16 protein-coding genes are annotated in these 18,862 nt (G+C 64.1%); 6 read left to right on the top strand and 10 right to left on the bottom strand.

Translation table 11 applies throughout. The features are described 5' to 3' along the window. Positions 1–5: 5 nt before the first annotated feature. Entirely contained in the window at positions 6–1,214 is a 1,209-nt protein-coding gene (locus R2855_03185) for a hypothetical protein (GenBank protein ID MEZ4530011.1), read from the top strand. Here the strand turns inward: R2855_03185 and R2855_03180 are convergent. The 5 genes from R2855_03180 to R2855_03160 all read right to left on the bottom strand — a co-directional run bounded on the left by R2855_03180 (position 1,130) and on the right by R2855_03160 (position 4,579). Continuing rightward, positions 1,130–1,654: a vitamin K epoxide reductase family protein gene (locus tag R2855_03180; protein MEZ4530010.1), complete on the bottom strand. Its 525-nt coding sequence runs from the start codon at positions 1,652–1,654 to the stop codon at positions 1,130–1,132. The genes R2855_03185 and R2855_03180 overlap by 85 nt on opposite strands. Next, positions 1,632–2,357: a DsbA family protein gene (locus tag R2855_03175; protein ID MEZ4530009.1), complete on the bottom strand. Its 726-nt coding sequence runs from the start codon at positions 2,355–2,357 to the stop codon at positions 1,632–1,634. Before R2855_03175 ends, R2855_03180 begins: the two co-directional genes overlap by 23 nt. Positions 2,358–2,445: 88 nt before the next feature. Further along, positions 2,446–2,853, bottom strand: coding sequence for a hypothetical protein (locus R2855_03170; protein ID MEZ4530008.1), 408 nt, complete (start codon positions 2,851–2,853; stop codon positions 2,446–2,448). Positions 2,854–2,917: 64 nt separating this feature from the next. Further along, the gene (locus tag R2855_03165) at positions 2,918–3,241 is read right to left on the bottom strand and encodes a hypothetical protein (GenBank protein MEZ4530007.1); all 324 of its coding nucleotides are present in this window, start codon (positions 3,239–3,241) and stop codon (positions 2,918–2,920) included. 108 nt (positions 3,242–3,349) lie between these two features. Continuing rightward, a complete protein-coding gene (locus tag R2855_03160; GenBank protein MEZ4530006.1) occupies positions 3,350–4,579 on the bottom strand; it encodes a lipase family protein in 1,230 nt (409 codons plus the stop codon). 174 nt (positions 4,580–4,753) lie between these two features. Between R2855_03160 and R2855_03155 the strand changes: the two genes are divergently transcribed. The 3 genes from R2855_03155 to R2855_03145 all read left to right on the top strand — a co-directional run bounded on the left by R2855_03155 (position 4,754) and on the right by R2855_03145 (position 9,028). Then, complete coding sequence (locus R2855_03155) at positions 4,754–5,692, top strand: aldo/keto reductase (protein ID MEZ4530005.1); 939 nt, start codon at positions 4,754–4,756, stop codon at positions 5,690–5,692. Between the two features lie 237 nt (positions 5,693–5,929). Then, positions 5,930–6,535 (top strand): hypothetical protein, encoded by a 606-nt coding sequence (locus R2855_03150; GenBank protein ID MEZ4530004.1) that lies wholly within the window; start codon positions 5,930–5,932, stop codon positions 6,533–6,535. 309 nt (positions 6,536–6,844) lie between these two features. Continuing rightward, positions 6,845–9,028, top strand: a complete 2,184-nt coding sequence (locus tag R2855_03145) for a copper-translocating P-type ATPase (GenBank protein MEZ4530003.1) — start codon at positions 6,845–6,847, stop codon at positions 9,026–9,028. 51 nt (positions 9,029–9,079) lie between these two features. Here R2855_03145 and R2855_03140 read toward each other — a convergent pair whose 3' ends face one another. Next, positions 9,080–9,628, bottom strand: a complete 549-nt coding sequence (locus tag R2855_03140) for a hypothetical protein (protein ID MEZ4530002.1) — start codon at positions 9,626–9,628, stop codon at positions 9,080–9,082. 679 nt (positions 9,629–10,307) lie between these two features. Here R2855_03140 and R2855_03135 point away from each other — a divergent pair. Continuing rightward, a complete protein-coding gene (locus tag R2855_03135) occupies positions 10,308–11,156 on the top strand; it encodes a hypothetical protein (protein ID MEZ4530001.1) in 849 nt (282 codons plus the stop codon). Further along, a complete protein-coding gene (locus tag R2855_03130) occupies positions 11,149–11,499 on the top strand; it encodes a hypothetical protein (protein MEZ4530000.1) in 351 nt (116 codons plus the stop codon). The genes R2855_03135 and R2855_03130 overlap by 8 nt, the downstream gene beginning before the upstream one ends. 19 nt (positions 11,500–11,518) lie before the next feature. Here the strand turns inward: R2855_03130 and R2855_03125 are convergent, their stop codons facing one another. From R2855_03125 to R2855_03110, 4 genes are all read right to left on the bottom strand, one after another. Beyond that, a complete protein-coding gene (locus tag R2855_03125) occupies positions 11,519–13,876 on the bottom strand; it encodes a helix-turn-helix domain-containing protein (protein ID MEZ4529999.1) in 2,358 nt (785 codons plus the stop codon). A gap of 2,231 nt (positions 13,877–16,107) precedes the next feature. Next, positions 16,108–16,332: a hypothetical protein gene (locus tag R2855_03120; protein ID MEZ4529998.1), complete on the bottom strand. Its 225-nt coding sequence runs from the start codon at positions 16,330–16,332 to the stop codon at positions 16,108–16,110. Between the two features lie 780 nt (positions 16,333–17,112). Beyond that, positions 17,113–17,472, bottom strand: coding sequence for a hypothetical protein (locus R2855_03115; GenBank protein ID MEZ4529997.1), 360 nt, complete (start codon positions 17,470–17,472; stop codon positions 17,113–17,115). A gap of 638 nt (positions 17,473–18,110) precedes the next feature. Further along, positions 18,111–18,479, bottom strand: coding sequence for a hypothetical protein (locus R2855_03110; GenBank protein MEZ4529996.1), 369 nt, complete (start codon positions 18,477–18,479; stop codon positions 18,111–18,113). Positions 18,480–18,862 lie beyond the last annotated feature (383 nt).

Below are 18,862 nucleotides of genomic sequence, written 5' to 3'. Positions count from 1 at the left end.
GCGTCATGATGGTTCGGTTGGGAGCGCTGGTGATTGTGGTGCTGGTCCTGCTCGTGGGACTTGCCGGTGGCTATCTGGCCGGGATGCAGTCGAGCGACGACACAGGACCCCGATGGGAAGCACAGCAGCGCACGGCGGAGCGTTTCTACGAGGCGTTGGACGCGCTCGGTCAGGATCCGTCAGATGACCGGCTCGGTACTTTGCTCGCGCCCGAGTTTACCGATCAGCGGCTGGATATCGAGCGAACCTTGACCCGAGCGGACTTCATGCGCGCGGCGGTCGAGGAAGCGCGCACCTTTCCGCACCGGCAGTTCACTCCGATCCGCATGACGAGCGATCGCGGGTGGGTACTGGCAGTCGTGCAGGTGGTGGATGCGGAGCCGGGGGAGTTTGGCGCCATTCCGCTGCCACCTGTCGAGCGTTTGCAGCGGGAACTGCTGTATTTGCGGGATGAATGGATCGTAGGACGCATCGTGTTGGAGGACGCCGGGACCACATTGCGGTCCCTGGAGCCGGTTGTGCTCCGGGGCGCCAGCGCCGGAATGCAAACGATCAAGCTGAGCCGTCATGACTTCGACGCATATGCGAGCGAGCAAACGGCATTCACCACCGACACGCTGGTCGTGGGAGATCGTGGGCGATTCTCCGTGCGCTACGACGGGGAGGAACGTACGCTCGAGGCAGGGGAATCGATGCTGATCGCCGCGGATCGAGCGGTCTCGATTTCCAATGAAACTGATGCGCCTGGGAGAATCCTCACACTGTCCACGGCTCCCATCGAACAACCCACGGTCGACTCCACCGCGAACCAGCCGCGCCAGTTGGCGCCGGGCGTCGTCGTCTCGGTTGCTGGGCAGAGCCAGCACTTCGTCTCCGGGGCGGATTGTCTCGATGTGTCGATCGGCTTCGCGGTCATGGCGCCAGGCCAGCGCCTGCCTGAGCACCAAACCGCTGGCTACGAGCTCATCTTGCCGACCTCTGGCGCGATCGACGTGCGGAGCCAGAAGCGCGACCTGCTGCAAACCGATGCGGTGCGGCAATGGCAGGACGAACGGTCGTTTGCCGCCATCGAGCCGGGATTCGCGGTGGCCGCTCCGCCAGACTCCACGCTGTCCACTACCGTCACCAGTCAGGAGCCAGCCGAGTTCTGGATATTCACCGTCGTATCGTCGGGCGGTTGTTCGTCGTCCGGAAGATCGTCCGATAGGGATTGATCGTCCGACGAGGTGTCGAATACCAGTTTTGCCTCCACGACCAGCATCGCCCAGATGATGATGGCGGTCAGCACGCACCACTGGCAGATGGCGTCGATGACGAAGAGTTCCAGATAGGTGAGATAGATGGCGAAGACCGCGCCGGCCAGCGCCAGCGCGAAGGTGGCGAGGGTGATGTTTCCGGCCCACTCGGGTTTGGCCCGGCGAAGGAGGAAGAGGACGGTCATGACGACGAACATGCCGAGGCCGAGGAGGGCGACGGGCACGCCCTCCAGTTCGGCATAGGGGCTTTTCTGCACGGTGTGGCAGCCGCCCACCGCGCAGACCAGCAGATCGTCCCGGTAGTGCACCAGGGTGAGATAGGCAGAGACCGCGATCCCGCCCAACGCCAGGGCGAGCGAGACCACGGTCAGGCGGCTATTGGTTCGCGAGGGCTGCATCGAGCGTCTGCTTCAGCGCGTCCCATCCCTGCCAGGGGACGACCTCGCCATTCATGACAAAGGACGGCGTGCTGTCGATACCGAGCCCGGTGGCTTCCTGATGCATCGCCTGCACCTCGGCGGAGGTGGCGCCGTCGTCGAGGCACGATTCGATCTCGTCGCGGTCGAGCCCGGAAAGTTCGGCCATCTTCAGCAGGCGGGATTCGCTCAGGTTGCCGAGATTCTCGCCATAGTGATTGGCGTAGATGGTTTCGTGATACGGCCAGTAGCCGTCTTGCTCGATCGAGCAGGCGGCGGCTTGCGCGGCGGTGACCGAATCGGCGCCCAGGAAGGCGAGATCGCGGAATTCGAAGCTCACCTGCCCGGTGGCGATATAGGTCGAGAGCAGCTCAGGGAAGACCTGGGTATTGAAACTGGCGCAGGCGGGGCATTGGTAGTCGCCATATTCGACCAGATGAACCGGCGCGTCCGGATTGCCGATCACGCGGCCGTCGGTTGGAATGCCCTCCAGCGCGGCGGCTTCGGCCACCTGCAGGGTGGGCAGATCGCTGGCGTCGCGATTGGTCCAGATCAGCGCGCCAGCCACGAGCACGGCCAGCGCCACCGCGCCGGCAATGAGCGCGATCCGGCGTCGGCGGGACGCCTCGGCTTCGGCGCGCACCTGGGCGCGGGTTTTGCGTTTTTGTTTGCTGGATGTTGCCATTGGTTTTGATTCTCCATCGAACGAGAAACGTCACGAAGCCACTCCCGGGGGAGCGGTTGGGCGGCTCGATCGCGCAGGAACCGCGCGATCAGTCGATGGATTTGGGCGGTGGAGCGTCGGGCGGACCGGCGCGGCTGTCGATCTGGATGAGCGCCGGTGGCGGGGCGAAGAAATCGGTTGCTTCCTCATCCAATTGAATGGTGGAGACCAGATAGCCGGGTACGAACGGCTGGGTGTCGAAGGTGGCGGGGTGTTCGCTGGCGCTGGGCGTGGCGCCGTCGCCGCAGTCGAGCGGCAGGGTTTCGCTCAGGTGTTGGGCGAGCGTCGCGCCGATGTGCTCGAGCGGCGGTTCCGGCGTGGCAACGTCGATATGCTGGACCGCCGGGATGTCGATGGTCACCGGTGCGGCAGCGGAGGTTTGCGCGCAGCTCATGGGCAACGCGAAACCCGCGGCGGCAATGGTGATCAGGGTGAAGAAGCGTAGCAAAATCGACATAACAGTTTGCGCGGACGACGGATACGAAGGTCGTCCCGCTGGGGGAAGTGTAGCCGGTTGCGGGTTAGGTGAAGGTCATGGAGCCGGGGGTTGGGGTTGGGCTGTCGACGATCACCAGACAAAAGCCGCTGGAGGGGGTGTCCAGGGGACAGTCAGGCGCGAACTCCTGCCGATAGGGCACGATCTGGATGGTGCTGCTGCCGGCATGCGCGGGTGACTGGAGGGTGACGACATCCACCGGCCGCACTGCGGTGGATTCACGCGAGGACCAGAGGTAGACGGCAAAGAGCAGCGTCATGCCAATCAGCACACCCACACCCCACAGCTGGGAGAGACGCGCTTTCCGGGAGACGCCAGGGACGATAGGTATAGGTCGCGTTTCGAACATCGGCTCGGTCGGGCGGGGTGGGGATGCGAACGGTCGAGCCTCGATTGTAGGAGTCGATTCTAAAGATTCGCTGATGAAGCAGGCGGCAGGAGGATACTCGCTAAGGGCTCAAGATCCCGTTCCCGGCGGAGGCCGGTTGGCGCAGTTGGAGGTCGAGGGCTTATCCGCGAAACGATCGACCACCCAGCCGAGCACGGTCAGCATCGATTGGGGTTGAGAATCGTGCGTTGTGTCCAGGTATTGCAGGAAGGTGACGTCTTCCCCTTCAGCGCAGCGACGGGCGGCCTCGTCCACGCTTCCCTGGAAAGGAATGACCTGATCGGCGGTGCCATGTACGAGCAGGAGTGGGGCATCGACCGGTCCGGTGGGAGTGTTTTCCTCGATCAGGGTGCTCCATGGCTCGGTGGTGGTGGGGTCGATGGCCAACAGTTCGCCGCCGGTGGGGATGTGGCGGATTCTCAGGTATCCCAGCGGGGAGGTGATACATGCCTTGGAAAGCCGTTCCGCCACTTCGACCTCGCTGGGCTCGATGACCCCGTCGAGCGGAATGGCGTAGGCATTGCTCCAAGCGTAGAAGACGAAGGGGAAGAGGATACCGCCGACGCGATCGGCGCTGCGGGCTTCGAGAATCCCCTCCAGGTCGAAGGCGCCCGCCTGGGTAACGGTACCTTTAAGGGTCAACTCCGGGGCGTATGCCGGCGCCAGTTGCGAGGCGAACATAGCCGAATGCCCGCCCTGGGACGCGCCGACGATGGCGAAGTCGGCGCCGGCCTCAGGCACCAGATTGCGGGCGGCGCGCACAGAATCGAGCACGGTTTGCCCTTCCACCTTGCCAACGAGATACGGGCTGATGCCTGGGGTGCCGATGCCAGGATAGTCAGTGACAGCGACTACGAAACCCTGGTCGATCATGGTTTGCAGCAAGTCGATATGCGTCAGCGCGTCCGGTAGCTGGCTGGTGCCGCAATAGGGGTAGATTCCCTGGGTGCCCCGCGCGATGGCCACAATCTGGCGTGGTGTCTCCGATTTCGCGGTGGGCGCGACAACCAAGCCGGAAACCGCGATCGGCTGATCGTTCAGATCGTTGGAAAGGTAGAGGACGCGCCAGGCCTGGGCGCCCGTGGGCAGACCGCGGGTGATCGTTTCGCTGCGAATCACGTCGCCGGCCACGCCGGCGGGCAATGGATCAGGTGGGGTGTAGAAACTGCCCGGTTGGACCGGGCTTGCTTCCTTGTTGAACCAGACATAGATGCCGAAGAGAAGACAAAGTAGCAGTAGCCCGATGACAATCGACCAGTTTTTCAGCCGCTGGGTCCAGGTGCGTTTCGATGTCGCCATGCTACAGGATGCCCGCTTTCATGTTTGAAGTACGAAAACGCCTCGGGGCGCGGCCCAGATTCGGTAGTATGCCCAAGGATGACTGGCAGCGGGCCGCCCTCGAATTGCATCGAACGATCGAGCCGGGTATTGTGCAGGCAGCGATACCTCATGGCGACGGACGGGAGGGTTCGGATGGCGGGTTCGGTTCCTACGCGGCAATTCGGGACGTATGACGAGCAGGTGAGTTTGCTCTGCGTTGGCGGCGCGCATCTGGCGTTGCCACGGTGCTCGGAGGAAACGGCGATCCGAATCGTGCACGAGTGCATGGATGCCGGCGCGACCTTCATGGACAACGCCTGGGAGTACAACGACGGCGAGTCGGAACGGCGCATGGGCAAGGCGCTGGCTATGGACGGCCGGCGCAAGGACGCTTTCCTGATGACCAAGGATTGCGCCCACGATCGCAAGGCGAACCATTCCATGTGGAAGCTGGAAGATAGTCTGCGCCGGTTGCAGACCGACTATCTCGATCTCTGGCAGATCCATGAGGTCGTTTGGGAGGACGATGTCGATTGGATCTTCGCCCCGGGCGGATCGGCCGAGGCGTTGCTGAAGGCGAAGGAGAAGGGGCTGGTGCGCTACATCGGCTTCACCGGTCACAAGGACCCGGCCATTCACAAGCGCATGCTCTCGCAGGGGTTCCCGTTCGATGCGGTGCAAATGCCGCTCAACGTGCTGGACGCGCACTACAAGAGCTTCGAGCAGGAGATTCTCCCGATCTGCCAGGAACAGGGGATCGCGGTCATCGGCATGAAATCGTTCGCTTCGGGCGATATTTTCGGGCTCGACACCACGATCACCCCGGCCGAGGCCCTGGGCTATGCCATGAGCCTGCCGGTGGCGACGGTGGTTTCCGGTATGGACAGCATCGAGGTCATGCAGCAGAACCTGGCCATCGCGACGAGTTTCGAGCCGATGACCGACGAGCAGAAGCGCGAGCTGCTGGCGCGCACCAAGCCGCACGCCACCGGTCAGCACGAGCGGTTCAAGACCACCTACGACTTCGAAGGCAACGTGGGCCGCACCGCGCACGGCTACCCGGTCAAGCTGAGCACCATCGCGGCAGACTGACGGGTCTTGTTCATCGAGGGTTGGCGGGGCAGCCACGGAGGGCTGCGGCTACGGAGAGCAGAGAGCGGACTTTGGGCAACGCCAACGCGCGAGATTCTTCGCTTCGCTCAGAATGACCGCGGGGAGGCGACTGCGTTCTTTCAACACCGCAGCGGATTGGTGCAGAGATCCCGGTAAGATGGAGGGCGGCGCGATCGAGCGTCGCCCGTTTTCGTTGCGTACCGAATGGAGCTCACAATGGCATTCGAACTTTCTGCTCCGAACTCGCGGCTGTCCCGCCGCACCGCGCTTGCCGCCGCTGCCTTGGCGGGTTTCGGCGGCTTCGCGTTGGCTACCCATGGCGTGGCTGCTCATGATGAAGGCACCCCTTCCGCGGCTGGGGATGAAACCGCGTATCTCTTCGTGCAGTCGGGCTTTACATCCGGCATGCTCGATCAGGCCACGGACGGCGTCCAAAGCTGGATGCTGACGCTGCAGGGAGCGCCGGCGCAGACCGTTTTCTTTTCCGATCGTCCGGCGCGCATCGCGGGATCGGTCTCGACCGAGCGGTTTCTCGAGCTACTCGACTTCTCGTCCGATGATCCGCCCAATGCTGCTCTGGTGATCGATACCGAAAGCGGCGCCGACGTGGTGATTCTCGAGTTGACCGATCCGGTATACGATGCCGGCGACGCAACCCTGACCTACATCGCCAAGATTCTGGATGTCGATGTGCTGGAGAGCTCCGGTTACGGTTTCGAGTCCGATCCACTCGGCCCCGACGGCTACCCCGCCGAATTCGGGCCAGCCAGCCTCTTTATCGATTCGCTGCTTGGTTGCACTCCATGGGATCCGCGCTGTTAAGAACGAATCACGCAGGGATCTGGACCTAGAGTGGCGCGCCCCGGTCGGGGCGGAACAGGAGAGCGATTTTGTGTCGAACCCCAGCGTTGCAACGCTGGGGTTCGACCGTCTTGTGAGTGCGGATGGGATGGGCGGCGGCGGGTTGCGTCTTGGGGGCTTCCAAAATATACCCCCCAGGGGTATACTGCGAAGTGAAGACGGGTCGCTTGCTCCGTCCCGCAACACATCCCGGCCGGAAGGACCGTACTTATGAACCATCAGCACACCGTCCACGGCGCAACCAGTTCTCACGATTCGCACGATCACCTCATGGAGCCCGTCCCGCCAGCGGTGGCTCCCGGGCACGAACACCATCAGGCGATGCCCGAAGCAGCGGACGCCCGGCACGATGACATGCGCCATGACGGTCATCAGATGTCCGCGCATGAAGGCGGCGCGCATGGCGGAATGAGCCATGACATGAGCGATCCAGCCATGGCCGCGGCCATGGAACGGGATATGCGCAACCGGTTTCTGGTCGCGTTGGCGCTGACCATCCCGACGGTGCTCTATTCACCTTTGGGGCGTGATTTCTTCGGCGTCGACCTGCCCACTCCGATTTCGGCCGAGTGGATCATGCTCCTGCTGGCCACTCCGGTCGTGTTCTGGGCTGGTTGGATCTTTCTTTCCGGCGCCTACCATGCCCTGCGTTCCCGCCAACTCGACATGAGCGTGCTCATCGCCACCGGCGTCCTGGCCGCGTATGGAGCCAGCATCGTGCTCATGGCGCTGGGTGAGGAAGATGTCTTCTTCGAAGCTGCCGCGATGTTGGTGACCTTCGTGCTCTTCGGTCACTGGATGGAGACGAAGAGCCGCCGCGGCACCACCGATGCGTTGCGCGCGCTCTTCGATCTGGTGCCTCCGACCGCGACGGTCGTGCGCGGTGGGCAGGAAATCGAGGTTCCGACGGCGGAGATCGTGGCCGGCGATGTCGTGCTCGTGCGGCCCGGCGAGAAGATTCCGGTCGATGGCGAGGTGCGTTCGGGTTCGTCCAGTGTCGACGAGGCGCTGGTCACCGGGGAGAGCTTGCCGGTGCAAAAGGGGCCGGGCGACGAGGTGATCGGCGGTTCGATCAACCAAGCGGGAACCCTGACCTTCGTGGCAACCAAAGTGGGGGCGGATACCGCGCTCGCCCAGATCGTGGCCATGGTGCAGCACGCGCAGAACTCGAAGGCGCCCGGCCAGCGTCTGGCCGACAAGGCCGCGCAGTATCTGGTGATCCTGGCGGTGGGCTCCGGGGTGTTGACCTTCGTTGCCTGGAGTCTGTTCGGGAGTGTTGGGTTCGTCACCGCGTTGACATTCGCGATCTCGGCCGTCGTCATCGCCTGCCCGGATGCGTTGGGTCTGGCGACTCCGACTGCGGTGGCGGTGGGAACCGGTATCGCCGCGCGGCACAACATCCTCATCAAGGACGCGGCCACCCTCGAGGGTGTCGCCGGGGTGCAGGTGGTCGTGCTGGACAAGACCGGCACCTTGACCGAAGGAAAGCCAAGCCTGACCGATGTGCTCGCGCAACCGGGTTTCACTGATGACGAGATCCTGCGTCTGGCTGCTGCCGCCGAAGTCGGGTCCGAGCATCCGCTGTCGCAGGCCATCGTCGATGGCGCGCGCGCGCGTGGATTGTCTGTTGCCGATGCGACCACCTTCGAGGCGGTCGCGGGGCATGGCATCGAAGCCGTGGTCGATGGGAAGTCCGTGCTGCTCGGCAATGCCAGGCTGATGCGGGATCGCGGTATTTCGGTCGACCGCCTTCTCCCTCAGGTCGACGAGCTGGCCAGTCTGGGACGGACCCCGATCCTGATGGCCGTCGATGGCCAGCCGGCGGCCATCCTGGCCGTTGCCGACACCATCAAACCGACCGCGCGCGAGACGATTCGGCGGTTCGAGGCCGCGGGGATCGAAGCGGTCATGATGAGCGGCGACAACCGGCGCACCGCAGAAGCGGTGGCGCGCGAGCTCGGTATCGAGCGCGTGTTTGCCGAAGTGCTCCCCGCGGAGAAAGCGTCGTATGTGGCTCAGTTGCAACGGGAGGGCAAACGTGTGGCCATGGTTGGCGACGGGGTCAACGACGCACCCGCTCTGGCGCAGGCCGATATTGGCATTGCAATCGGCGCCGGGACCGACGTGGCGATCGAAACGGCCAACGTCGTGCTGATGCGCAGCGACCCCCTCGACATCCACCGCGCCATCACGCTTTCCAAAGCGACGGTGCGGAAGATGAAGGAAAACCTCGGCTGGGCCAGCGTCTACAACATCCTGGCAATCCCGATTGCGGCCGGAGTGCTGTACCCCCGCTTTGGCATCGAGCTCCGCCCGGAGTGGGCGGCGTTATTGATGAGCCTTTCTTCTATTATCGTGGCGGTCAATGCGGTGCTGCTCAAGCGGGTGGAACCGGAACTTGCCGAGCGCGGTGGCGCGCCAGGCGACACCGCATTGGCAGCGCAACCGGTGTAGGCTCCGGTGCGTGCGGTCGACCGGGTGCTCTGATGTCGCGGAGCGGCGGGATCAGCCCGCCGGCGTTGCCATTGGCGAAGCCACCGGCGTCCAGACCACGCTGGCCGGCTCGTCGGGATCGAGCAACGTGGCAGCCAGAATGACCACCGTATCGGGGCCGATGTTCTCACCGTAGTGCACCACGCCATCCAGCTCGGACACCGAGTCGCCTGGGTGCAGTTCCGTCGTCTCGCCCGGGGCAATGAGCTCGGTTGCTTCCGGAGTGCCGTCGTGGGCGGCGCGCGTGACCGGTATCGATCCGCCGTCCACGACGTGATAGGTCAGGACTCCCGATTCGATCCAGGCAAGTTGCATACCGGGGTGCGTATGCATCGGCAAGACGACGCCTGGTGGAATGTCGTACCGCACGAGCTGAAGCACTTGCCCGTCGGCGGCTTCGGGAGAGCCTTCCACCAGCACGTCCCGCACGGCGACAACCGTGGACGCCACTGCCGGGCGGTCTTCCCGGATAGTGAACTCCGATATGCCGATCAGCACCGCTCCGGCAACCGTGAAGCCGATCAGGCCCTGTCGCCAGGTGCCAACGGTTGTGCGCTGCATCGTCTCTGCTCCTCGAACGAAGATGAGTTCTCACCGACAGCATAGCGGCAATGGCGGGGTCGGAGCGGTGCGTCCGATCCGTTCCATGGAGATGGTCCTTCGAGCGGGTGCGCAAACGGACGCGGAGTCACCGGCGGGATACCGAATCAGCGACCGGTAAGAAACCGGTGAGAAGAAGGTGGGTGTTCGGTGTAGTGCTGCCGGGCAGGATTGCGAATACTGATGGTGCGGTGATTGTGATGCAGCGCAGATGCGTCGGACCGCCGGGATGTCACGTACTCAGACTGAGCGCCTCGATCCTGACTCGCGAGGTCTTTGACATTGCACGATCCTGTTTGGGCAAAACAGTCGTTCCACGTGCGCCCCGGCCGTCCCATCGACGTTGCAGATCTCTCGTCAATTGCCGCTTCATCGCGTGCGGTGAGTGGGAGCGCGCGTGGCCTACCGTTGTCCGGCCACCCTCGTTTCCGCTCACCTGCACCGGTGGTGGGGGAGCGATCTTCCTTCACGCTCGATCCGTGATCCGCAGGCACGGAGCGCGAGGTTCCGCTCGTGTTGCGGATGTCCTTCCGAACAGCCGTGAGCAATCGGCCTGGTCGTCAGAGCGGGAGATGACGGTCCAGAACCGAGAACAACCGGCATCGATCAGAAACTCGACCAGAAAGCGAACCATATGCATATGCGTCGCGCGAGCCTGGCCATTCTCCTCCTGATTGCATTGGTGGCGGGATTCACCGTGCGAACGGTTGTGCTGGATGCGTCACGAGCCGAAGTGGCGCCCGAAGATGCTGCTGGAATCGAGACGGCGCGCGACTTCTATGCCGAGGTCAATGCCGTGCTGGGGGGAGGGTCCACTGAGTCGTTGAGTGCGTTGCTCTCTCCCATCTTTGCCGATCACGATTCGGAGTCCGAGGCGACCTTGACGCGTGAGGAACTGCTGGATGCGTTGGTTGCCGCCGGCGCGGCGCGGCAGCAGGCGCGGCTCGACGTCGTGTCGATCGAGCCGGCAGGCGCCAACCTGATCGTGAATGTGCAACCGGTGGCCGGCGGAACGATCGAGGTGGCCGGGCTGACGATGCGCCCGCGTTTGCCGGGCGCGCATTTCGAAGTGTTGCGCGTGCACAAGGGGCAGATCGTCGATCGGTGGGCGCCGCGTGATCTCTGGTTCGAGGTGCGCGATTTCGAGGGCGACCCCCCGGCGATTTCGAGCTCGATCGGGGTGACGACGACTCTGCTGCGGGTCGGGCTGGCGGGTTCGGACGAGCAGACATGGCGCATGGAGGGGTTTGGGATCGCGTTCGTCGAATCAGGGTCGGTCTTGTTGCAACTCATCCACGAAGCGAGTTGGACGGCGCCCACGCCGCTAGAACCAGGCGCGTTTGCGACGATTCCCGCTGGCGCGCAAGCGCGGATCCGATCGGCTGATGGGGCGCCGGTCTCGGTCGTTTTCTACTGGGTGACACGGCTGACGGCATCCTACCCCGGCGCGAACCGGTTCCAGGGGCAGCAATGCGCTGCCCGTGGGTAGCCAGCAGGTGCTCTGGCGGGGAACGCGCTATTGGTCCGGGGCGGACATGCAGCATCGGCCGGCGATGGTGGTGCTGCCGGCTGGGGGCGAGCTGGAGTTCACGTTGCCGGAGGGGACCGAGCTGCTGGCCGGAACCAATGACCCGGGAATCGAGCTCGTGGGGTCGGGCGCGTACTTCTCGATCGTTGGCGAAAACGAATGGGCGATCGAAGTCGAGGGATTCGCGGGGATCGATGCCGGTCATGCTGCCTGGGTGGAAGAAGGGAGCGGGCCAGTCATCCTCCGCAATACATCGCCGCATGCGGTGACGATCTTCCTCATTGCCGCGCAACAGAAGCCGTAGGTGCGGGCGACCAAGCCGGTCAGGGAGCGGACTGACTGAACGCCCGCGCGGCAGCAAGAATCGCGGCTGACTCAGCGAGCGATTCGTCTGGTGTGAGAACGGTCCCTTCTTCCTTGAGCGCGGCGAAGGCGCCCGGTTCGAGCGCGCGCAGGCAGGCCGATTCGGCACGGGCAGCGAACGGTTTGTCGAATGGCATCAACTCGCCGCCCAGCACCCGCAGGAGCGCTTCTGTTGCCCCGAGCAGACGGGCTGCGGGTTCCACCAGTCCGATGGCGGAGGCGACATCCGCCAGGCCCACGAATGCTTTGAACCAGATACGCTCGCTATCGTCTTCCAGCCAGAGGCGCAGGCTCGTATCGAATTTTTCTGCCGCCACATCGAGCTGGTTGCGGGCATAGGCGAACATTCCCTGATACCAGGTGGCCGCGGCGGCATTGCGCACGTCCCCCAACTGAAGGAAGAGCTCGACCGCGCGTTCTTCCATCGCCTGGGCGCGGTCGAGATTGCCATCCGCGTACTCCAGCCCACCGAGGAGCATGAGACAGAGCGCCTGCATGATGGTGTTGTCGAGCGATTCCCAGATGTGGAGCAATTCCTCGTGCAACGCCTTCGCCCGGTCGAAGTGCTCATAGTGCTCTTCGACATAGGCCAGCGATTGCAGGGCGAGCGCCTTGTCGGCCGTTGTCCCGACCTGCTCGGCGATGTCGATGGTGGCCTGCGCCAGACGCGCGGCTTCGGGATAGCCGCTCGACGGCCCGATGAGATAGACCGCGCCGAAGAGCAGATATGCCGTTTCGATCATCGGCTGCTCGGGAGCGAGCTCGATCGCGCGCGCGATCCGCGTCTGACCCTCGGCCATCGGCCCACGATTGCGCCAATACCATGCCATCTGGACGCCAAAGCGCACCGCTTGCTCGGCGGTGGCGGGTTGGCAGAGATAGTCGAAGGCCTGGACGATGTTGGCTCGTTCCCGATCGATCTGCTCGACCCATCCTGGGGGAGGCAAACCGAAGGGCAGTTCATCGGCCTGGAGCGCCAGCGCCAGGAAATGCTCGGCATGGAACCGGTGGGCGGTATCGAGCTCATCGTTTGCTGCCAGTTGATCGAGTCCGAATTCGCGGATGGTTTCGAAGAACTGGAAACGGGACGAGGAATCTCCCGCTGCGATGCGGTAGATCATGCCGCCATCGAAAAGGGTGGTCACCATTTCCAGCGTGGCGTCCTGGCCAAACCCGAGGGCAGCGCAGATCGCATCGGCCGATGTGAGCGAAATGCCGCCAACGAAGACCGATGCCCAGCGGAGGAAGTGTTGCGCGTCGGGCGAGAGGAGTTCGTAGCTCCAGGCGATGGCGTCGCGCATCGATTGCTGGCGGAGCTGAAGGTCGCGTCCGCCTTCGGTCAGCACCGGCAGGCGATGCTCCAGCCGCTGCAGCAGAGTGGGCGCGGTGAGCACGCGCATGCGCGAGGCAGCGAGCTCGATGGCGAGCGGAATGCCGTCCAGTCGGCGGCAGATCTCACTGATGGCGGCTGCGTTCTGCTCGGAAAAGTCCACCTCGGGGTTGGAGAGACGAGCGCGTTCGACGAAGAGCTTGTTCGCGTCGCTGTCGCGTGCCTGTGACAGGGGCGCATTCTGCTCCGCGAGCGGAAGGGGCGCCAGCGGAACGATCCGTTCGGCCGAGAGGCGCAAACGAACGCGGCTGGTCGCCAGAATGGTGAGTTGCGGGCAGGCGACGTTCAGCTCGGCCACGAATGGCGCGGCATCGAGAACGTGCTCCATGTTGTCGAGCACCAGCAGCAGCTCGCGCGAGGCGAGCAGAGCGGTGAGCCGGAAGATACTGGGGGCGCCCAGGGCGCGCGCAATGGCGTCGGGCACGAGTTCGGCCTGGGGCACAGTCGCCAGCCCTACGAAGGCGGCGCCATCGGGAAATGCGGGCGCCACGCGGTGCGCCAGCTCGACCGCCAGCCGGGTTTTTCCGACGCCGCCGGTGCCGATGATGGTGACGATTTCGCCGGTGCGGGCGGTGACGAGGGAGGCGAGCGCATCGAGCTCTTGCATGCGGCCGACGAGCGAGGTCGTTGGGCGGGGGAGGGTATCGGCCCAGGGGAAGTCGGAAGCGCGCGGGGGGATGGGGGCAGCGGACGGGTGGGATCTGCGCGTGGAAGGGCGGGCGGCTTCCAGCAGCTGGAGCTGTTCTTCCGGGGCAAGATCGAGCGCGGAGGCCAACATCCGCACGGTTTCGAGATGCGCTCCAGGCCGCTGGCCGCGCTCCAGATCGCTGATGGTGCGCGCGCTCACGCCGGATGCCTCGGCCAGTGCTTCCTGACTGAGTCCCGCGCGCACACGATAGGAAAGGAGGAACTCGCCGAGCGGTGTCAATATCGATCCAGGGTAGCGTGGTCCGGACGGAGCGTACGTATCGGGCTTTGGGAGTTGACGGAATAGTATCACCGGCCCCGATTTGCCGCGCTTCACGCACGCCGAACCACTCTTTCTGGCGAGCTTCCGGCCATCTGGAAATGAAGCAACCTGTGAGTAAACGGTGAGCGTTGCGCATGGGAGTTCGCCATCCACCCCGGCAAGAATGGGATGACGCGCCTTTGGAGCCGATTGCGCTGCGAATGCGCGGAAGGGAGTCCAGGCCATGCTACGCACGATAATTGCCCTCATCCTTGCACTCGTGCTGCTCGCTGGTTTCACCGTCCAAAGCACGCTGTTTCGCTCGGTGAATCCCGGCGGGGCGCCACTTGCCCTGGCAAGCGTGGAAACGGGTGAGACCTTCTATGCTGCTTTGAACGACGCTTGCAGGCAAAGCAGGCCGCCCTGCTGGCCGGTTTGCTGTCTCCACTGTTTCAGGATGACCACGGATTCGGGCGTGGTGCAGCCGGCGGTGCCTTTCTGGCCGAGATTCAGGCGATGAGCAACGCGTCCAGTCACGCAGCTACAAGGGGTGGCGCCGTCGACGCGTCTGGGAATACCTTGATTGCGCAGGTTCAGCGGGTGGAAGTCGGAGCACACTCGAGATCGCGGGACTTGCCGCCGAGCATGCCGAAGCGGCGCCGCATGCCGAAGTCCTCCGGGTGGGGCGCGGCCTGGTGGTCGATCGCTGGGCGCCGGGAATGCGGTGGCTGGACGTGACCGGGCCCGCAGACAGGTGACGCTGGACATTTCCAGCTCGCTGCAGTGTGGTCACATCGCTGACACGCCTCGAGCTGGATGAATCAAACGAGCAAGCGTGGCGTGTGGCCGGGGCCGGAATCGTCTTGGTCGAGACCGGATCGGCCAAGCTACTGATGTCCGATGGGCAAACCATTGCCGCGCCCGTGGTGCTGGAAAAAGGCGGATCTGCAGCGATCCCGAGCGGCATGCAGGTGCGCGTGCGGTCTGCAGATGGAACTCACGTTCCGGTACTGCGCTACCTCGTTTCCCACGTGGGTGAGTCGGATCAGAGCCATGCGCCATCCAGATCGGGAACCAATTCCAGTGGCGGAGAAAAACGGAACTTTGGAGCGGCATGCCTATTGGACCGGAATCGAACCTCGTGTACCGGCCCACGCGGATCGTTCGCCGAAGTAACATTTCACCGTCCTGCTGACGCTGCCCGCGGGTGTCGAGCTGCTGGCCGGCGCGAGCATGGACGGGGTCAGGTGGCAAGCTCGGGATCCGCCGCCGGTAGCGGTACGGGGCGAGAATGGACAGCCGCTCATCGCTGAGAGAAGTCGTGGCGCTCGATGCGGATCATGGCGTGTGGATCGAAGGCGGGTGCGACGTCACACTGCGGAATACCTCCAACACCCGGTGACCCTGATGCTCATCTCCGTAGCGGTCGATCCGGGCATGGATTGAGTCCGGACCATTCCTGAAGCGCTCCCGTTCTCCGTTTCCCGTCGGCTTCGCTCCGCGCTCTGGGGGCGATCGGGACCCGAAGCGCCCCAAGCGGGGATGTTTGCCAACACGCATCGTCGAGTGAGCCAGCGTAGCCAGCGAGGCACAGGCTGACAGCTCGAGCCCGAATTCGGCATTATTCCGTGCATCCGAATCGGGCGCGACAGCGAAGCCGAAGGACGCATCCGGTAGGCCATCTCGCCATCGATCTGAAGCCGCCACCAGCGGACGGGCTATGCTCGGCACGCTGCGCAACGGTCAACTCGAGTTTCGCGGCGAGTGCGCCGCTTTCAAATCCACGGCGCGTTCGGCGGCGGATTCACTGGGACATCTTGCGGTTGCTGGGCGAGATCAAGTTCGCCATCGGCAAAGCCGCGCCCCACGGCTCGCTGATCCCTGACGGCTTCCAGGATCGATACCTGGGGCTCGACTATGGGTTGCTCGACGCCACTGGATCAGCTCCTTTACCAATCCCTACCACTATCGCGATATGGGCGAAGAAGCGTTCCATGCAAGCCGAGCTTTTTCGCACCCATCTCACCAGCGGACCTCTATCGCCACCGGGATCCAAAGCCTGTCGTTCAACACATCGTCAGCTCATCCGCTTGCAGGGGACGAACGTCCCTGGCAGGTGGAGAACGCGCGCACGTTGCTCATGACGCCCGACTTGCACTGCGCTTTTTCCTGACCGGGAGAAGCAGAACGAATACACCATCGCGTCCACATCATAATGCCTCTCGATCGAGACGAACGATTGGGATGCCAACCTGCTCGCCCAGGTCGGGTTGCCGCGCGACATCTTCGCGCCGTGATCTCGCCGGGGTCGGCAGGTGGGAGGTTGCGTGAGAGCATCCTTGCAGGAACTGGAGCGCGCCGCGTATTGCCGCGGTGGCGATTGCCGAGCACGACACCGCCTCGGCCATGATCGCCACCGAGGGCAAACCAGGCACCTTCCACGAGCCTGGGCACCTGGGGACTGCTCGGCACGATCGTGGACCCTTGATCGTCTCAGAAGCGGCGTTTCGCGCCAACATCGCCAACAGGCGGGGTCGGCAGCACCTGGCGTTCTGCCTTGCAACATCATGGGACTCTGGTTGCTGGAACAATGCCGCACGCATTGGGGAATCGGGGTGTTCGGTTCGATCACGCGGATGGTTCAGCCTCATCGAAGAGGCGGCTCCCCTGCGCAGCTTCATCCAGTCCGGCAACGCGCCTGGTCGACCCGCCCGATCTGCCAGCAGCCATCGGCGCTGTGGCTCGTCTCGACCCGAACGGCTCCCCGACGCCATCCTGCAGTGCATCACCGTGACAGCTTGGCGATGAAAAGCCGCGTTGTGCTGGAGACGATCGAGCGCGCGGCCGGAACGCGCTTTCCCGGATTGCATGTGCTCGGCGGTGGGTCGAGAAACGCCCCGCTCTACCGGGCGATGGCGAATACGCGCTCGGCCGCCCGGTGTGGGCTGGACCGTCGGAGGCGACCGCTATCGGCAACGTGCTGCTCCAGATGCTCGCCGCCGGAGAGATCGAGTCGTTGGAGGAGGGAGCGGCGCTGGTTGCGGAGAACGCGCGATCCAGCGGTTCGATTCGGCGGATACCGACCGGTAACAAGCCGAGTACGAGATATCGCATCCAGTTTGCCCAGTCGAACCCGGCATGAAGGCCGAGGCGGTCGTCATCGGCCTCGATGTCGGCACCCAGGGCTGCCTGATCGTAGCGTCCCGGTGGAATGCTCATTGCTTCGGAAACCGGTGATTCGTTGGCGACTGGTCCGGCCCCGGAGCAACAACCGGAGGAATGGTGGTCCGCAGTTGCCCAATGTTTGCGGCGCCTGACGGGTTCGCTGGGAGATCGGGAGATTGCCGGCGTTTCGGTGACATCGACGTCGGGGACAGTCGTTCCCCCTCGATGCCGCCTGGCAACCGCTTGCTCCCGCCCTGATGTGCAGCGATCGGCGTGCCGCCGAAGTTGCCGCTGAAATCGACTGCGTTCCCAGGATTGGGCGCAATGTTTCCTGGGGCTTGCCGAAAATCGTCTGGTTCAGCGCCCGGGAGCATCCCGAGCTGGCCGGACGCATGCATACCTGGCGGCATCAGCCGATTTCCTGATCGGGAAGCTGACCGTGAATGGGCGCTAACCGACCAGACGACAGCGCTGAAGTCGGATTCGATCTGACCCGCAATGCATGGCCGCTCGACGTCTTGCAGGCGCTCGATATCGATCCCGATATGTTGCCTGGGGTGGGAGTGTCAGGGACGGGTTGCCGGGCGCGTGCGGCGGCCGTCCACGACCGCGGCGACGGGATTGCCAGCCGGGCTACCGTGATGCTCAGCATGGCCGGCGGTTGCGCTGCGCAGGTGAAGAGCGCCGGAGCGGTGCGGCTCGGCAGAGTGGAACTCGACCATCTGACACCACGCTCGTCATCAGGGAACCACGCTCGACCCGGTGCGCGACCCTTGGACGCATCTACAATACCGGCATCCGCGAAGTGTGGATGCCGGGCGCGGCGAGCAATACTGGCGCAGCGTGGGTTTCGGCATGGTTCCCGGATCGCGACAGGCGAAGGCTCGACCGGCTTGCGGCAGACGTCATTCCCCAGCGGGAGGTCGACTATCCTTGCTCTCGTGACGCCGGCGAGCGCTTTTTCCATTCATCTCCACAGCGCGACTGGCTTCGGCTACGACGGTCCGGACGACCTCATTCGCTACTCTTCGGCGCTGGAAAGGGTCGCCTATCTGGAGCGCATGGCGTTCGACCTGGTGGAGGAGAAGCTCTCGGCGGGCAGGGTCGTGGCCGTCAGCACCGCGGTGGCGGCGGCGCAGGCGAGACCTGGTTGCGCATCCGCGCGGGCGTGCTCGACCGGCCGATCCGCAAGGTGCGCAACCGCAACGCCGACTGGCGCAGCCATGATCGCAGCATCGGGTGTGTGGTTCGACGGGTTGATCGCGGCGGTCGATGCGTCGGTGACGCCGGAAACCACGTTCGACTTGACACCCTCGTCGATGCCACGTGGATACGCGTTCCGCGCGGTCCTGCCGCGCATGGCTACATCATGTAGCACCCCGCCCGTCCCAACCGCGTGTCCGGCCACCCCCGTCATCCCACCACCTCCGTCATCCCGAGCTTGCCGGGGATCTCTTGTTGTCCGCGACTCGGCCTCAGCCAAAGGAACATCGTCGCCAGAGAACGAGAGATTCGTCAGCTGCGCTCGGGGCGGGCTCTCCACTTCGGTCGGAATGACGAACGCCCCTGTCGTCGAGCTTGCCGGATACTCTTGTTGTCCGCGACTCGCTCTGGCAATGAACGGGAATCCCTCCCACTTCGGTCAGGATGACAATAAGTGGTCGGGATGACGAATGGGGTGGTCGGGATGACGAAAGGGTGATCGGGATGACGAAAGTAGTCGGAACAACGAAAACCGCGTGAACTACGATAAGCGTGACGACGCTTGCGCTCTTTATTAGAAACGGTAAACAACACGAC

Source organism: Thermomicrobiales bacterium (assembly GCA_041390825.1).
Taxonomy (GTDB): Bacteria; Chloroflexota; Chloroflexia; order Thermomicrobiales; family UBA6265; genus JAMLHN01.
This window is presented reverse-complemented; position numbering and strand designations above follow the sequence as displayed.

Bases quoted from the DNA above. Each gene is read 5' to 3' on its own strand.
- R2855_03185 (MEZ4530011.1), top strand. From the start codon at position 6: ATGATGGTTCGGTTGGGAGCGCTGGTGATTGTGGTGCTGGTCCTGCTC.
- R2855_03180 (MEZ4530010.1), bottom strand. From the start codon at position 1,654: ATGCAGCCCTCGCGAACCAATAGCCGCCTGACCGTGGTCTCGCTCGCC.
- R2855_03175 (MEZ4530009.1), bottom strand. From the start codon at position 2,357: ATGGCAACATCCAGCAAACAAAAACGCAAAACCCGCGCCCAGGTGCGC.
- R2855_03170 (MEZ4530008.1), bottom strand. From the start codon at position 2,853: ATGTCGATTTTGCTACGCTTCTTCACCCTGATCACCATTGCCGCCGCG.
- R2855_03165 (MEZ4530007.1), bottom strand. From the start codon at position 3,241: ATGTTCGAAACGCGACCTATACCTATCGTCCCTGGCGTCTCCCGGAAA.
- R2855_03160 (MEZ4530006.1), bottom strand. From the start codon at position 4,579: ATGGCGACATCGAAACGCACCTGGACCCAGCGGCTGAAAAACTGGTCG.
- R2855_03155 (MEZ4530005.1), top strand. From the start codon at position 4,754: ATGGCGGGTTCGGTTCCTACGCGGCAATTCGGGACGTATGACGAGCAG.
- R2855_03150 (MEZ4530004.1), top strand. From the start codon at position 5,930: ATGGCATTCGAACTTTCTGCTCCGAACTCGCGGCTGTCCCGCCGCACC.
- R2855_03145 (MEZ4530003.1), top strand. From the start codon at position 6,845: ATGGAGCCCGTCCCGCCAGCGGTGGCTCCCGGGCACGAACACCATCAG.
- R2855_03140 (MEZ4530002.1), bottom strand. From the start codon at position 9,628: ATGCAGCGCACAACCGTTGGCACCTGGCGACAGGGCCTGATCGGCTTC.
- R2855_03135 (MEZ4530001.1), top strand. From the start codon at position 10,308: ATGCGTCGCGCGAGCCTGGCCATTCTCCTCCTGATTGCATTGGTGGCG.
- R2855_03115 (MEZ4529997.1), bottom strand. From the start codon at position 17,472: ATGCCGCCAGGTATGCATGCGTCCGGCCAGCTCGGGATGCTCCCGGGC.
- R2855_03110 (MEZ4529996.1), bottom strand. From the start codon at position 18,479: ATGACGGGGGTGGCCGGACACGCGGTTGGGACGGGCGGGGTGCTACAT.